The sequence below is a fragment of the Mycobacterium europaeum genome (assembly GCF_002102155.1).
Lineage (GTDB): Bacteria > Actinomycetota > Actinomycetes > Mycobacteriales > Mycobacteriaceae > Mycobacterium > Mycobacterium europaeum.
Genome location: NZ_LQOU01000034.1, coordinates 13,082 through 28,397, shown reverse-complemented (window position 1 = coordinate 28,397; position 15,316 = coordinate 13,082). Strand labels below are relative to the sequence as shown.

The following is a 15,316-nucleotide window of genomic DNA, read 5'->3' as shown; positions in this document are numbered from 1 at the left end:
GGCGCGCCGCTCGCGACCTAATTCGAGTTCGAGTTCGGCGAGGGTGGCCATGATGGCTGCTATGGCGCGCCCGGTTGGTGTCGCTGTGTCGATGCCTTCGCGTATGGCACGCAAGAGAATCCGTCGCTCGCCGAGGCCTGCGATGGTGCGGGTGACTTCGGCGACAGAGCGACCAAGGCGGTCGATCGCGGTGACGACGACGGTATCGCCGTCGCGGGCATAGTCGAGCATGGCGGCCAGGCCGGGCCGGTGGATGCCGGCGCCTGAGAGTTTGTCGGTGAATACCCGATCAGCGTCGACGCCGGCGGCGGTGAGCACAGACAGTTGCGCATCGAGGTCCTGGCCGATAGTGCTGACGCGGGCATAACCGAGGATCGCGGTCATGCCCATGACTGTCTCATCAGCCGGTGACATCGGGGATTCGAGACACGCGATGTGAGACAAGAAATGAGACACCGCGAGCTGGGGGTTTGGGACGGGGGGGTGCCGCGCGGACTGCGGTCTCGTTTCTTTAGTAACGAGACGAGCGCGACTTAGCTGGCGCGGGCTCAGGGCCGCTTCTCATCGCTAGCGAGCGTAACGACGCGCGCTTTTAGATCAATGCATACGGGCACCAACACGGGTGGTGGTCCCGTCATGACAGCAGGGGTGAACGAAACGTGTCGTGCCCTCATCTACGCCCACCGCCCGGTCGTGGCCGTTCCCGACGACCCACCACCGCCGGGGACCGAAACCAGCACCGTGGCTGCGCTGCGGGCCCGGCTGACTGCCAAGGACACCCAGATAGCCGAACTCGGGGCCGCACTGCGTGAACGCGACCAGACTATCGCCGCCCTGCACGGTGAACTCGATAGATTACACCGCGACGGGCGCGGCTAAAGCTAAACCCCAGCACGCCTGCGGCGCAAGCGAATCCCGCGCTCAACGGTGGCCTGTGCCATGTTCGGTCAAGAACATGTCGTAGGCGTGGGCAATGTGTTCGGCGGTGGCTTCGGGATGCTCACAGGCCACCATGGCCACCGCGTCCATCGTGCGGGGACCAGGACCAGATCGACCAGGGGGAGCGATACCCTTGGTGAGCGCGGCGTTCAACAAGCTCTGGAACCGTTGGCCCAGCTCAGTCAGCAGCGGCTCAGCGCACATCACCGACGATCCGGTCGCGCTGTGTCGAGGTGGATGGCTGCCCAGAGCGGGTTGGTTGGGGGTCGCACGGCGCTGCGTCGCGTTCTGCAGGGTGATAGCGCTCGTTGCCGTCGAGCAGTGCGCCCCACGTCGCCCGGGCGATGTGCACCGCGCGCTTTTCGCAGTCAGCCGTGGATTGGCCTTGGGCCAGGGCGACCAGCGCATCAGCCAAGCTGGTTAGGGGGATCGCGTGGCGTCTGGATGTTCGCGCTAACTCGATGAAGGCCTGGTTGAGGTGGTATCGGCGCAGCGTGATCAGTACGCCCTCGGCGGTGTCGAGGATCCGGTCGGCCCTGCGGCGCGGATCTGGCGTGCTGTGATCGGTGCTCACATTCCTCCAATCGGTGTTTCGCGGGTCAAGCGACGATGCCCTGCTGGGTGTCGCACGTAACGCTTGCGGGTAGCCGCCCGTACAGCCACACCGGCTGCCGGTGCGCTTTGGCTGCTGCAATCGCATGTACTAGCCATCGAATCGTGGTGCCTCTCAGGGTGTTCGGCAGGTCGGGGCTGTGTTGCCCTGCGGGGTGGCTTGGACGCTGTGACGCTCGTCGCCGGCCGGGCCGACGAGCAAGCCCGCCGATGCCTGCGCCGCGCCCGATGATTCGGAGTGTGATCACCTCGCGCGGGTGAGCAACGCCGGCACCGGGCCGGCAGGTGGTCGCGACGAGTCATTGCTGCGGTTGGGGCACCACCTCAATGGTCAGTTCAAGTGCGGGCAGCAGATTGATCAGCTCGTCGAGGCTGAAAGTGTCGACATACCCGTTGAACAGAGCGGTCACTCGGGGCCCGGTGAGCCCCAAGATGAGGGCGGCTTGTGCTGCACTCAAGCGTTTTTCGCTGATGCGGCTGGTGATCGCGCTGATCAGTGCGCGGCGGGCGGCGTCAACACCCGCGCTGGCCGGGTCAGCCCCGCGGCCCTCATCGACACCACGATCGACGCGATGGGGTTGTGTGCCCGGCGTCTCGCTCAGGTCGTCGGGTGAGTCCACCGCCGCCCCTGAGCGCGAGGTGTTGCCCGCAGCGCCGGCGTCGGCACGCAAGGTGTGGGCTGGCGGGTCACCCACAAGATCCGTGGTCATCGGGTGCTGCGCTTGCCCGAGCGTGGCAGCGTGCCTGCGGGCAGGCAGTGCCCGATGGCCGCGCGCACCGTGTGCGCCGTGCTGCTCACCGGTTCTCCAAGGCCCCTGCGGAGGTGGTGCTCGATGGCACAGCATCGATAGCAGCCGGCGCGGGCCAGCCCGCCCAGGCAGCGAGGAGCATCAACCCTGCGAATCCGCGCCGGGGCGCTCCGCAGATAACCACGCCATGCTGCGGATCAGCATTGCCGGGTGCCCGCCCCGGCACCTGCCCGACGGTGAATGCGGTGGCTCCCGGGCCATGACGGCAACCGGGAGCCGCCGCAGGTGAATGGCCAAAATTGCGCGCTGCGACGCGTTGTGCAGCGATAGGACGCGCGTCCCAGCGTGCACCGATGGCGACGTGAAGCGATGCCCGACCGCCCCCGACCCCTAACTGCCCCACCATTACCGCCAGCTCAGCTGTAGCGCTACGCAGGCCGGGAGGATGCACCGCGGCCCCATCGTTCCCGATCATTACCGTGGGTGATCTATGCGAGCCAACATAGCTTTCGTATAGCACTGGTGTTAGGTTGAGGCAAGAGCGGAGTATCGACCGAAAGGGAGCGCGCGTTGCCCAACGACCAGCGGCCACGTCCAGGGCGCGGGGTGTACGCGATCTCGGTCGCCGCCGAGCTCACCGGCCTGGATCCGCAGACCCTGCGTCTCTACGAGCGGCGCGGGTTGCTCACCCCGGCACGGACCGGCGGGGGCACCCGCCGCTACAGCGCCGACGACGTGGTGCGCCTGCAGCGCATCAGTGCCCTGGTCGCCGGTGGCGTCAACATCGCCGGAATCGCCCAGATCCTGGCGTTGCAAGACCTCAACGGTGAACTCGAGTCCGACCTCAGCCACCTCAGGTCCGAAAACGCCCGCCTGCGCCGCACCGGCCCGGGCAATGAACACCTGGTGACGACTCAAGGAAGGAGAACCCGTCAGCGATGAGGATCGACGTCGAAACCTGTCAACTGCCCGACGATGTGCCCATCGGCGACGCCGTCGAACAGCAGCAGCCCGTCGACGCCGATACCGAGGACGGCCTCGATCGTGACCACCTTGCGACCCGCTGCAGCGTGATGCCAACCCCATCGACGTCATCGATCAAGCCATCATCGTTCCCTGGCCCGACGACGACCGCGACGCTGGCACCACTGGCTAGCCTGCGGCTAGCCCCGTGTCGGGGGACTGGATGAAATCTCTGTCTCCGCTAGTCGGGGCGCCGATGGGATGAGCGACGTTGCCGAACAGGTTAGCGTGGACGCTGGCGAGCTTGCGGATTACCGCTGGACAGGCAGGACTTCCACCGGCAAAGCCTGGTGGGTAAGCCGCCCGGCGATGCTGTGGCTCTGGTCCCCCTGGTGCCCGATGTGCCAAAGCGAAGCGCCCGTGGTCGGTCAAGTTTCCGTTTCCCACCCGGCCGTGAACCGGTGCGGTCGCATTGCGAAGATCCGACTCGATGCCTGAGTATTCAGGGGATGGCCAGCCAAGCCACGTCGATGCTCACGGTGCCGATCCGGGATCGCGCCGCGCTGCAGGCGGTCAATTTTTTCATGGCGGACATGGAAGCCGGCATGGGCCCGTTCCTGGGTGTCTTGCTCGCGAGCCGCGGCTGGACCACCGGGGCGATTGGCACCGTTATCACCTTGGGTGCGATTGTCGGCATGTGCGCGGTGGCGCCCGCGGGGGCGCTGGTTGATGCCACCACCCGCAAACGCGCCTGTGTGATCGTAGTCGGTCTAGCGGCCGTGGCGGCTTCGGCGGTGATTTTGACGTCGCGGCAGTTTTGGGTGGTCGCCGCCGCGCAGTCTGTTATGTGCGTTTCCGGGGCGATGATCGCCCCGGCGGTGATTGGCATCACGCTGGGCCTGGTGGGCCAGGCCGGGTTTATCAGCCAAAACGGTCGCAATCAGGCGTACAACCACGCCGGCAACATGGCCGGCGCCGCGATTGGAGGTCTGCTGGGCTGGGTGTTCGGATACGCCGGAGTGTTCTGGCTTGCCGCAGCCTTTGCGGTGGTCACCGTCCTCGCGGTGTTGAGAATCCCCGCCGGTCGCATCAACCATCATGTCGCGCGCGGCGAGATCTTGGCCGGCGAGCAGCCCCCGGTCAAACGACTACGGGTGTTGGTAAAGTCCCGGCCGCTGTTGGCGCTGGCCGCCGCCGTGATGCTGTTTTGGCTGGGTAATGCGGCGATGCTGCCGCTCTACGGGCTAGCCGTGGTCGCCACCCACGCCAACGCGTTCACCACTGTGGCCAGCACCGTCGTGGTGGCACAGGCCGTGATGATCCCGGCATCCCTGGCGGCCATGAGGATTGTGCAAACTCGTGGCTACTGGCTAGCCATTCTGATCGCGTTCAACGCCTTACCCGTCCGCGCGTTCGTCGCCGCCGGTGTCATCACGACCTGGGGAGTGATACCGGTGCAAATCCTCGACGGCGTCGGGGCGGGCATGTTGTCCGTAGCGGTGCCCGGGCTGGTGGCCCGCATCCTCGACGGCACCGGCCACATCAACGTCGGCCAAGGCGCGATCATGGCCGCCCAAGGACTTGGGGGAGCTCTCAGCCCGGTGCTCGGCGGGTTCACCGCCCAAATATTTGGTTTTTCAGCGGCTTTCGTGATGCTTGGCGGATTGTCGTTGGGATCGCTGGCCATCTGGCTCGGGTTCGCGCCCATGCTGCGTCGCACCGGCAACCACATCTGAGTGGCCTCTGCCCCCGTCGAGGCGACGTGAGCGAGGGATTCAACCCGTCACGGGGAAGGTACGTGCCCGGCGATATGGTCAGGGGGCCGGCCCTACGGGGCTCGCGGGCACTGCCATGGAGGTGACACCCAGTGTGCGGTGGAGGGGAAGCCGAGAAACCGTTCCGGGACAATACCGTTTCCCGCCGGGTCACATCCCTAATTCTGACAAGTTTTCATCCACCATCCCATCCGGTCCCGTGTCGGGGCGGTGAAAGCTGGGCTGCGGGGCGCTGCGATGGAGTTCCGTTCTGGCATACCGGTCGTTGCCGTATCCGGTGCAGGGCCGCGCGCCGGCGGGCCTGGCGGCGTCTGGCAGCGGGCCGGTGAGAGCGCTAAAGTTGTTGGTGCACAGTAATTTTGCTGCCCGCCAGGGTGGCGGGCACCGAGTGTGACAGGAGGTGGATTGCTGTGTTGCGTTTCGATCCGTTCACTGATTTCGACGCTCTGGTCCGTGACGTGCTGGCCGGGCCGATCGGGTCGAGCCGCGGTCCTCGGTTCATGCCGATGGACTTGTGCAAGATCGACGACCACTATGTGCTGACCGCCGATTTGCCCGGGGTTGATCCGGGGTCGATCGACGTCAGCGTGGACAACGGCACCCTGACGGTGTCGGCGCGGCGCACCGCCCGCTCTGAGGAATCGGTGCAGTGGCTGACCGCCGAACGGTTCTTCGGCGAATACCGTCGGCATCTGTGGCTGGGAGAGGGCATCGACGCCTCAGCGATCAGCGCGACGTACGAAAACGGGGTGCTCACCGTCAGCATCCCGCTGGCCGAAGGGGCCAAGCCGCGCCGCATCGAGGTCGCCCACGGCGCGGCACCACACGTTATCGAAGGCCAAGTCGTGCAATCACCCACAGAAACCGCCTAGGACGCTGGTTGCGGTACCCGCGGCGGGCAATACCCGCTGCGGGTCTGTGTGCGCATGTCGGGGGCGGCGTTGTGGCAGCAGCGAATCCACACCACCAGATGATTACGGATCAGGCGGTGCCGCGCGCGGAGCGAGCGCGGCGATACCTGGGTCATGCTGAGGAGCTGAGCAGCTGCCAGTCCTCGGGCATCCGATGTATTTTGACCGTGTCACCCTCGGCTTCCAGATCGATGCTGGCGTCTCCCAGGCGCAGGTCGGTCAGCACGACGCGGCCCCACGCCTCGGGCAGATGCGGTGTGACCGCTATCTGGCGCGCCGGCACGTGCGGTTCGAGTCCCAGCAACGATCTGAGCAGCAGGACCGGCGCGGCGCTGGACCAGGCTTGCGGTGAGCACGAGGTGGGGTACGGGATCGGTGAACCGAACTGCGACCGGGGAAATCCGCAGTACAGCTCGGGCAGCCGGGTGCCGAACGCGTCGGCGGCATCCAGCAGGCCGTTAGCCAACCGGTGGGCTAGGACGTGGGCTTCGGGCACATGCGGGTAGCGCAGCAGCCCGGCCACCGCGATCGCGGTGTCGTGCGGCCAGATGGCGCCGTTGTGGTAGCTCATCGGGTTGTAAGCGCCCATCGTGGTGGCCAGGGTGCGCAGCCCGAACCCGCTATCCATCTCACCGGATGCCAGGTGTTTGACCAGCGTTGCGGCGTGCTCATCGGTGGCGATACCGGTCCATAGGCAGTGCGCGACGTTGCTGGTCAACGCATCGACGGGCTGTTTGCGCCGGTCCAGGGCTACCGCGTACCAGCCGCGCTGCGGCAACCAGAACGCCTCGAGGAACCGCGTGCGCAACGCCTGGGCGCGCTCGCGCAGCTGCTCGGCTCCCGTGGGGTCGTCGAATGCCTCGGCCAGCTCGGCGCGCGCCAGCAGGGCCGCGTAGTGATAGCCCTGCACCTCGCACAGCGCGATCGGCGGCTCGGCGGTGCGGCCGGTGGCGTCGTTGATGCCATCGAAGCTGTCTTTCCAGCCCTGGTTGATCAGGCCACGGTCGGTGGCGCGCTGGTACTCGATAAACCCGTCACCATCACGATCGCCGTAACGCTGGGCCCACGACAGCGCCGCATCAGCGGCCGGCAGCAGCGAGCGCACCACTGACGGGTCGGCGCCCCACCGCCACGCTTCGGCCAACAGCATCACAAACAGCACGGTGGCGTCGACCGACCCGTAGTAGACGGCGCCACCCAGCACGTCGGTGCTGGCCGGGCCGCGGCGGATCTCATGCATGATCCGCCCCGGCTCTTCCTCGGTGATCGGATCAACACGGCGGCCCTGCACCGCGGCAAGCTGCTGCAAGGTGCCCACCGACAATCCGACGTCCAGCGGCAACGCCATCCACGCGGTCAGCAGGCTGTCGCGGCCGAACAACGTCATGAACCAGGGCGCTCCGGCGGCCACGAACGAACGACCCTGACCGCTCTCGTCATGCATCAGCAGCGCGCCCAGGTCGCTTTCGGTTTGCCGCAACACCTCGGTGAGCACGCGATGACCCGCCTCAACGGTGGTCGCGGTGTCCCGCCAGGCCTCCAGTTTGCGCGCCGGGGCACTGGACTGCAGGTTCTCGCCGCGACGGAATCGGGTTCGGACGGTGTTGTTGGCCCACGTCGGCTCGGCGAGGATCTCGGTGTGCCAGCGCTGGCCGGCAGCCACCACCACCCGCCAGGTCAGCCACCCCGGTGCCACCACCGGCTCCCCCGAGGCGGTCACCCGCAGGCCGCGCACCCGATCGCCCCACTCCAACAGCACCAGTTCACCGTCGATGGCGGCCACCTCGGCGCCACCGCGCGCCGCGCGGCCCTCCTTGACGGCGAACAGGTCCGCGAAGTCGGCGTCGACGTGCAACTGCAGCACCACCACGGTGGGTTCGTGGTCGAGGTTTTCCACCGAGATGGTCTCGCGCAACCCGTCGGCCACCAGCCGCTCCCGAACCAGCAGAAGGGTGCTGTCGGCCTGGCCGCCGCGCGGGGCGCGGCGCAACACGAATTGCGCGGCAAACCCCGCCGACGGCTGCACCGACAGCGGTTCGGGCGGCTGGCCGTCGACCCGAAGCTCCCACCGGGACAACACCCGCGCGTCGCGGAAGAACAACCCATGCGCGCGGCCCGCGACCACGTCGCCGAGACAATCGGACAGGCAAAACGTCGATCCCTCCACCAGGGTGACTGTGTCCGCGCCGGCCCCCAGACGCGCCGGCGCGCTGGTGTTGAACGCCGCGGGCGCGTCACTCATGCGGTGACCTTCTCATCCGGCGACTCACGCCGCCGGGGCATCGGGTTGCTCGCCGCCCGAGTAATCTCTTCGCCGTACAGCAGCCGGTGATAGATCCGTTCGTAGCCCGAACCCAACTGCGCCACACCGAAGTTCGCCGCCACGTGCCGACGACACGCGTGCGGGTCAATACTGCCCGCCCGCTCGATCGCGGCCGGCAGCTCGGCTGGCTGCTCACAAATCACACCGGTGACTCCATCGACGACGACCTCAGCTACCGCTCCGCCGCGCAACGCCACCACTGGCGTGCCGCAGGCCATCGCCTCAATCATCACGATCCCAAACGGTTCCTCCCACTGAACCGGAAACAGCAAACACCGCGCACCGGCGAGCAGCTTGCGCTTGCTGACCGCGTCAGCCTCACCGAACACGTGATCGCTGCCGGTCAGCAGTGGACGCACCCGCTGATCGAAGTAGGCCTTCTCCGCTGCCTCCGAGCACTTACCCGCCAACACCAGCGGCACGCCCGCATCATGGGCGGCCTGCACCGCCAGGTGCGCACCCTTATACGGAGCGAAACGGCCCAAGAACAACGCATAATCGCCCTTGTCGGTTTCAAACGGCCACTGCTCGACCGCCAGCGCGTTATGCACGCGCCCAACCCAATTCAGGTCCGGGGCCAATTCGCGCTGGCGATCGCTGATCGCCACCAACGCCACATCTGCACCCAGCCCGCGATAGTACGGATACAGATCGGCATCAATGGGGCCGTGCACCGTCACCACCGTCGACAACCCCAGCCCCCGGTAGACGGGCACGTTGAGCACACCGGCAAAGGTGTGATCGTGCACGATATCGACACCCTGATCCGCCACGAGGTCCACAACGGCGTTACGAACCTTCAATGCATGCATGACCTCCGGATAGGGCTCACCAAGCCGATCCGCAATCGGGCGATCCCACAACGACACAAACCGCGCCGCCGTACCCGACTCACCAGCCCCCAACACCGTCACCTCATGCCCACGAGCAACCAACGCATCCACAAGATCAGCAAGCACCGCCTCCACACCCCCATAGCCCTTCGGCGGAACGTCGAAATACGGCGGCGCCACCTGCACAATCCGCAACCGCCGAGCCCGCCCATCAGGCCGAGAATGCGCCGACACACCCTGCACGAAATCGATGCTGCGCACTCGGATTTCCTCCTTCCCCAACCACTACACGCATTAGCACTCCGATTCCTTGAGTGCTAATTATGGCCCGCTGTGCACGCGCCCGCCACACACCCCAACCGTCACCGACACCCCGCCCGCCACACACGACGACTCCCGCAACGAGGCCCGTTGCTGAGCGCGATCACCACCGATCGCGAGAGGAATCAGCGTTAGCCAGCACCAGTCACGAGCTGACGCCGCGACCAAACCCGGCGACGCTCCGCTTCAACACAAGCACCCACCCGCAACTGCATGTCTTGTCCAGAAACGCACGCCATCAGCACGCCGGGTTCGACAGCACGACCGACGCCTAACACCACCCTGAGCACACACGGGTCGAGGCGACCACAACCTCGAACCATCACCGGCCAACACCACAAGACACAGGCCTACTGATAAGACCGTTCCCCACGATCAAACCAACCCGGTCAGAACACCATGAGGGTCGCGTCCGAAACTTGGTGTAAAAGCACGGGCCGGTTCGGGCTTCGTCGTCAGCATACGGGCGGGGGAAATCGGGCGGCAGTGACACCACCCCGCAGCTGGCCCCTGAGGCTCTGGCGCAACGCTTCTGGGTAGATGTGTTCGATGGCCGCGATCAGGCCCTTGGCGCCGTCGGAGACGACCAGCAGCGGAGTGCCAAGGCCGCGTTCGCGCAGATCGGTCAAAAAGTCGGCCCACGCATCAGTGGACTCGCCGGTCCCCGGTGACAATCCGACGAACACGGGTTTGCCTTCGGTGGTGATGCCCCAGGCGGCCAACACCGGCTCGGCCGGCGACCCGGGATGCATCCGAAAGAACGAGGCGTCCAAAAACAGATAATCCAGCGCGCTCATCGAGTCGGCGGCGCGCCCACGCCTGATACTCGGCTCGGATCGCCTTGCAGACTTCCGAGACCGTCGACTTGGAGATCGCGGCCTGATCGCCGAGCGCTTCGGCAAGGGTGGCCTCGACATCCCGCACGGACAGGCCGCGCACGAACGCCGCGATCACCAGCGTCTCCAGGGCGTTGGTTTTCGTCACGTGCTTACCGAACAACCGCGACGCGAACGCAGCGGTGGTGCCGCGCAACTTTGGCCGCTCCAACGTGACCGGCCCGGTGGTGGCTTTGACCGTCACCGGCCGATACCCGTTACGTGAGCCCTCGTTAGCGTCGGGACAGGCGGCGCTGCGTTGGTAGCGTTCGCGACCAAGGAACTCGGTGACCTCGGCCTCCAGCGCCGCCTGCATCAACAGCTGGGCGCCCAGACGGGCGACTTCCTCAAGGATCTCCGGCAGCTCCCGATCCTCGGCGAACAACGCGTCGATCTTGATGCGGATACGGTCGGTAGCTGATACTCGAACTGGCACGGGCGCTGCTCCTTCTTCGCAGACTTGCAGGTCGTCAAGCGGAACCTACGCCCGTGCTCCCTATTTACACCGGAATCCGGACACAACCTGGCGAGCGCCACCGCGGCCGCAGCATCATCGACATCTGTACAGAGCTGGTCTTCAGCGAGGCCGACTAAGACGAGTATCGCTCGGGTGCAGGTGGATTGGGGGAGGCCGGTGGGTGGGGTCCGCGGGCGATCGCAGCGCGCCCGCGATGATCCCGAGTGGGATTACCACGATGTGCTCACGCGTTGATTCCCATAACGCCTAGAACATCTAAATAAGCGTGGACAGCAGCTGAGCGTAATTCGGCAGACCGTTTGCTACAGGCTCTCAGGTGAGGTGACGCGATGAAGCGACCACATGACCTCAAGCGGCGTCATACCCGGGACCCGCACGGCCCGCAGGGCGTGCCACACCCACCGCAGTGCCCAGCGTGCCCGGACACCGCGACCAACCCGGTGACATCGCAGCCTGGTCCATCCACCATGCCGGCATTGATGCGGATGCTGGGGATCAGTATCGCATCAGCTCGACACCAACACGAGGCACTCAAGCGATGGCTTTCCTCCAACACCCCCCATCCTGTGCTGCGGATCAGTCTGCGGCAAAACGGCTACGGACTGCTACTTGATGCTCTGTTCGGCCGCCCCCGGCCCACCATGAGGTCCACAGACAGACACGCAGGGCTAAACCACACCCGAGCAGCCGGTGGCCTGCCACCAAACACTTGAAACCCTCTCCTCGGGGGTAGATTGCGACGGTGGGTGATGATCAGGATGAGGTGCACCCTATCGACCGCAAGATCCACAAGATCCTCGCCGATATCGCCCACAGCACCTCCGATCCCGCACTGCGCCATACCGCCCTGGATCTGCAGCTAACGCTGCCGTCCGTGCAAGATTGGTCGGCCCACCAACACGGCGCACTGGCCAAGCGGCGATGCACATTATTGAAGCTGTTGTCACCAGCTGCTAACCGGTGACCCCGGTCGAGGGGGCACCCGCGAAGAGCAGCCCGTAGCCGACACGGCCAGGGCGATCCCTGTCAGGCGTGGCGCTGTCAGCAGAACTTGTTTTAGCGGCAACCCTCCGGAATATGTGCTCGACGACAACGATTATATGCATTCACTAGATCTCGACGTCGAACGCAACATGCTCACCGTGCGTGCCGAGCGCCCAGGCCTAGACCAAAACCGGGAAATGCTGTCCGCTGAACGCCCACGCGGCGTGTTCAGCCGCCAACTGTTCCTCGGCGAAAACCTCGACACCGACAAGATCCAAGCCAACTATCACGACGGTGTACTAAGGCTGACGATCCCGGTAGCTGAGAAGGCCAAGCCGCGGCGCATCGAGATCAGCCACGACGGCCAACAGGCAGCGATCAACGCCTAACCACCCTGGCAGCGGCGCGCCAGCGAAAGGGGGTGACAAAGGTGACCACCGACACGCTCACGAAGGCATTGCTCGAACAGGCCGAGGCGATCGTGCGCGCCGAATGGCTGCGCCTGCAGCGCGAGACGGCATTGGCCGAGTCCCCGTACGTCGGGGCTCTTGCGCCCAAGCGCCCGCCGCCCGGCCACACCCCACCCAAGTCGCCACTGTCACCACCACCCTCGACCGGCCCTGGCCGGCCACCTAGTGACAGCAGCCAGCGGTCCACCCGCCGGCGGCAGGATCCAGTGTGGCCCACCCAGCGGTCTCCCCCGACACCCAACCAAATCCCGGGATTACCGGGCGTTTGCCGAACGGAGGTGATGCCCTGACCGATAACACACAAGCGGGCACTGATTCGCGTGCCACCCACAGCGACCTCACCACGCGCCCGACGCAGGAACTGACCTCCGCGCGCACCGCCACCGACGTGGCACACCAAACAGCACCGGGTGATACGTGAAAAACCGCCATAATTGATGTGGCCCGCCGCCCCCTCCCTTCCGGGCGGCGGGCCCCGCGCCTTACCCACGCCAAATCACGCCAGCAGCCCGCCGAAGTTTCCGGGTTTTGACGGGCACCAAAACCAAGATCAATCCCCTTTAGCTGTCCTTTAGCTGGACTCTCCGATGCACCCCCGGCCATGGACCCCCGCTCTCATCTGCGACCACAAGGCCAGTGATGAACCAGTGCACCGACCCCGCCGATCCTTATGCCGTGCTCGGCGTAACACCCACCGCCACCCCAGCAGAAATCACTCACGCCTTCCGGGTCAAACTTCGCGCCCTCCACCCCGACACCCACTATGCGGGCTCACCCGCTGACGCAGAAACCCAGCTGCGCCAGGTTCTAGGAGCCTGCTGAATTAGTGGGGTGTGGGGCGGGGTGCCTCGCGGCGCTCGTTGGCGCTGATTTGAAGTCAGACCCTGAGGTCGACAAAAGAGGTCACCCCGCCGTGGTTGAGCGTGGCAGCGATCGTCGGTTGAGGCAAGGCCTTGGTTGAGCGTGTTAGGCGATGGCCCAGCTGGTGCCGTTGTGGGTCAGGCCCAAGGTGATAAGCCGGCGCAGGTTCAACGCTGCGACGCGGTGATGCAACCAGCGGTTGTTCGTGGCGACTCCTCGGTAGCGCACCTTGCGGTTATCTCGGGTCAGCCAGGCGATCGAACGTTCCACCATGGGACGATGCCGGCGGTACTCGGCCTGCCATTCGGGGTCATGGGCTTGGGTACGGGCGGCCCGCAAAAGTGGGTCATGCTCGCTCAAAGTGAGTTTGCGTCCCCGCTTTGCGGTGGTACAGCGTGACGCTAATAGGCATGAGCCGCACCATTTTTCGAAGCCAACACCGCCGCCACGTGGGATCGGTAGGGTGTGGTTTGCCGGGCAGGTCACCGTACGGGCCTCGAGGTCAACGACGAAGTCGTCGGTGGTAAACCCGCCGGGCACCGGAGTGCGCAACGGCACGGGTTTGATCACCGCGACGTGACCGGCCTTACCCAGAGCGGCCCGGGCGGCGCCGGTGCCGTAGGCGCTATCGCCGAGCACCCGCACCGGGGTGTCTTCACCGTCGAGCAAGCCCAACCCCACGACGGCGTCGTGGTTATCGCTGCCGCTGGCCTTGGTCAACGCACACGCGGTGATGATCCCGGTACCGGGCTCGACGGCGATGTGGGCCTTGAACCCGTCCTGGCGACGGTGCACCGTCTTATGCGCATGACGCGCCTCAGGATCGACGGTCGAGATCACCCGGTCACTAGCAACGTGGTGAGCGATACGCCAGTGCCCATCGGTGCCATCAGAACCCTCGACCGGCTCGACGTCTTGACCGGCGATCAACGCCAACAACGCCAGCGCCTCGGCCTCACGAGGACCACGTTGCTGGTCAGGCAAATATCCCAGCAGCCGATGAGCATCGGTGACCAGCGCATCGACGAGCTGATCGCGGGCCGCCTTGTCGTTCCAGGCGATCGCCGGTTTTCCCGGGTCGTCGTAATCATGAGCATCACAATGCGCCGCGATCACCTCGGCTGCGCCGGGAACCTCACGGCGAACCCGGCGGATAGCGCCAATCAACTGCGTGACGGTGTCTTGGGTGGCCACCGCGTCGTCGAGGACCGTGGAATCCAACGCCCGCCGCGTCTTGCCTGCCAGCACCCCGGTGGCGGCGACCACCGCCCGCACTGCCTCGAAAATCCGATTCGGCCGATCCGACGCCGCCAACCGACGCCGCCAGTAAGTCAGCGTCGTCGAATGAAACGCCACGGCCGTGACCGGCAGACCGCACGCGGCTTTCCAACGCAGATCGAAGGTGACCGCATCGACGGTCTCGTTGTCGGACAGGCCATACAACGCCTGCAACGTGATCACCGACGCCATCACGTCGGCCGGCACGCTCGGGCGTCCCCGCCGCGACGGGAACAGATCGGCGAACATCTCCTCGGGAAACAACTCGAGCCGATGCGCCGCCAGAAACGCAAACACGCTGTCGGACTTCAAAAGATGCCCGGCAACCGACTCCGCATCCAACAACTCACGCTGATCATCAGAGCGACCCTGCACCCATCGATCATCCCGAAAACCCCACGACAACCCACCCGGACACGCGGAATAATTCAGCAGGCTCCTAGCCGCCTACGCGCTACTGCGTGACCCGCACCGCCGGGCCATCTACCACCAGAAACATCCCACCCACATCGACACGGCCACAGTGCAAATCACCGTCACCCACCACAGCGACCCCCAAGCCAACCGCCCTCCGCTATGGGCCGGGCCAGTGCGCTGGCAGCGCTGACGATCCGTTGCCGTGGACCGCCGCTGGTTAGAGACTTGGAGCCTCGGTCGCTTAATTCACTTCCGAGTCAACAGTTTTCGTGACGTGGAATATTTGTGCTGGCATTGAAAATTGGGGGGTTCATCCCCTCCCCCATAGAGGCCCGATTTCAGGGGCCGGCCATAGGGGTCAAGGGTCGTGATCGCCGTAGGCGACGGGCCGTAGGTCCGCCCTTGAGGCCGTAGGACGGTCCCGCACAATGTCAGGCTGGGGGAGGGGATCGACACGCCCCGACCGTCCGGCATGTCGGCTCTCAGACCTGGGTGTGGTCGTGAGTCCGAACGGTTGGAGACATCCG

General features: G+C 65.7%; 12 protein-coding genes and 2 pseudogenes. 7 read left to right on the top strand and 7 right to left on the bottom strand.

Translation table 11 applies throughout. The features are described 5' to 3' along the window. The coding region (locus AWC03_RS16605; protein WP_085241825.1) for a recombinase family protein at positions 1–384 on the bottom strand (384 nt) is incomplete at its 3' end. 252 nt (positions 385–636) lie between these two features. On the opposite strand from AWC03_RS16605, the gene AWC03_RS16600 reads away from it, so the two are divergent. Continuing rightward, entirely contained in the window at positions 637–879 is a 243-nt protein-coding gene (locus tag AWC03_RS16600; RefSeq protein ID WP_142278420.1) for a hypothetical protein, read from the top strand. Between the two features lie 253 nt (positions 880–1,132). Here AWC03_RS16600 and AWC03_RS27025 read toward each other — a convergent pair whose 3' ends face one another. After that, entirely contained in the window at positions 1,133–1,513 is a 381-nt protein-coding gene (locus AWC03_RS27025) for an ANTAR domain-containing protein (RefSeq protein ID WP_249025903.1), read from the bottom strand. A 337-nt stretch (positions 1,514–1,850) separates the two neighbouring features. After that, positions 1,851–2,261, bottom strand: coding sequence for a helix-turn-helix domain-containing protein (locus AWC03_RS16590; RefSeq protein WP_158089976.1), 411 nt, complete (start codon positions 2,259–2,261; stop codon positions 1,851–1,853). Between the two features lie 609 nt (positions 2,262–2,870). Here AWC03_RS16590 and AWC03_RS16585 point away from each other — a divergent pair. From AWC03_RS16585 to AWC03_RS16575, 3 genes are all read left to right on the top strand, one after another. After that, a complete protein-coding gene (locus tag AWC03_RS16585; protein WP_085241818.1) occupies positions 2,871–3,242 on the top strand; it encodes a MerR family transcriptional regulator in 372 nt (123 codons plus the stop codon). 530 nt (positions 3,243–3,772) lie between these two features. Then, positions 3,773–4,999, top strand: coding sequence for an MFS transporter (locus tag AWC03_RS16580; protein ID WP_249025902.1), 1,227 nt, complete (start codon positions 3,773–3,775; stop codon positions 4,997–4,999). Between the two features lie 449 nt (positions 5,000–5,448). Then, complete coding sequence (locus AWC03_RS16575; RefSeq protein WP_085241817.1) at positions 5,449–5,910, top strand: Hsp20/alpha crystallin family protein; 462 nt, start codon at positions 5,449–5,451, stop codon at positions 5,908–5,910. Between the two features lie 151 nt (positions 5,911–6,061). Here the strand turns inward: AWC03_RS16575 and AWC03_RS16570 are convergent, their stop codons facing one another. The 3 genes and pseudogenes from AWC03_RS16570 to AWC03_RS28140 all read right to left on the bottom strand — a co-directional run. After that, positions 6,062–8,191 (bottom strand): amylo-alpha-1,6-glucosidase, encoded by a 2,130-nt coding sequence (locus AWC03_RS16570; RefSeq protein ID WP_085241816.1) that lies wholly within the window; start codon positions 8,189–8,191, stop codon positions 6,062–6,064. After that, on the bottom strand, positions 8,188–9,366 hold the full coding sequence (locus AWC03_RS16565; RefSeq protein ID WP_420845677.1) for a glycosyltransferase family 4 protein: 1,179 nt from the start codon (positions 9,364–9,366) through the stop codon (positions 8,188–8,190). The genes AWC03_RS16570 and AWC03_RS16565 overlap by 4 nt, the downstream gene beginning before the upstream one ends. A gap of 578 nt (positions 9,367–9,944) precedes the next feature. Continuing rightward, a pseudogene (locus AWC03_RS28140) lies at positions 9,945–10,737 on the bottom strand (IS256 family transposase); the annotation flags it as partial. A gap of 784 nt (positions 10,738–11,521) precedes the next feature. Between AWC03_RS28140 and AWC03_RS27015 the strand changes: the two are divergent. From AWC03_RS27015 to AWC03_RS16545, 3 genes and pseudogenes are all read left to right on the top strand, one after another. Further along, positions 11,522–11,743 (top strand): hypothetical protein, encoded by a 222-nt coding sequence (locus AWC03_RS27015; protein WP_142278418.1) that lies wholly within the window; start codon positions 11,522–11,524, stop codon positions 11,741–11,743. Positions 11,744–11,885: 142 nt separating this feature from the next. Further along, positions 11,886–12,152 (top strand): annotated as a pseudogene (locus AWC03_RS16550) (Hsp20/alpha crystallin family protein); the annotation flags it as partial. Between the two features lie 720 nt (positions 12,153–12,872). Next, complete coding sequence (locus AWC03_RS16545) at positions 12,873–13,055, top strand: J domain-containing protein (protein ID WP_085241812.1); 183 nt, start codon at positions 12,873–12,875, stop codon at positions 13,053–13,055. 144 nt (positions 13,056–13,199) lie between these two features. Here AWC03_RS16545 and AWC03_RS16540 read toward each other — a convergent pair whose 3' ends face one another. Beyond that, on the bottom strand, positions 13,200–14,747 hold the full coding sequence (locus tag AWC03_RS16540) for an IS1182 family transposase (RefSeq protein WP_085241811.1): 1,548 nt from the start codon (positions 14,745–14,747) through the stop codon (positions 13,200–13,202). Positions 14,748–15,316 lie beyond the last annotated feature (569 nt).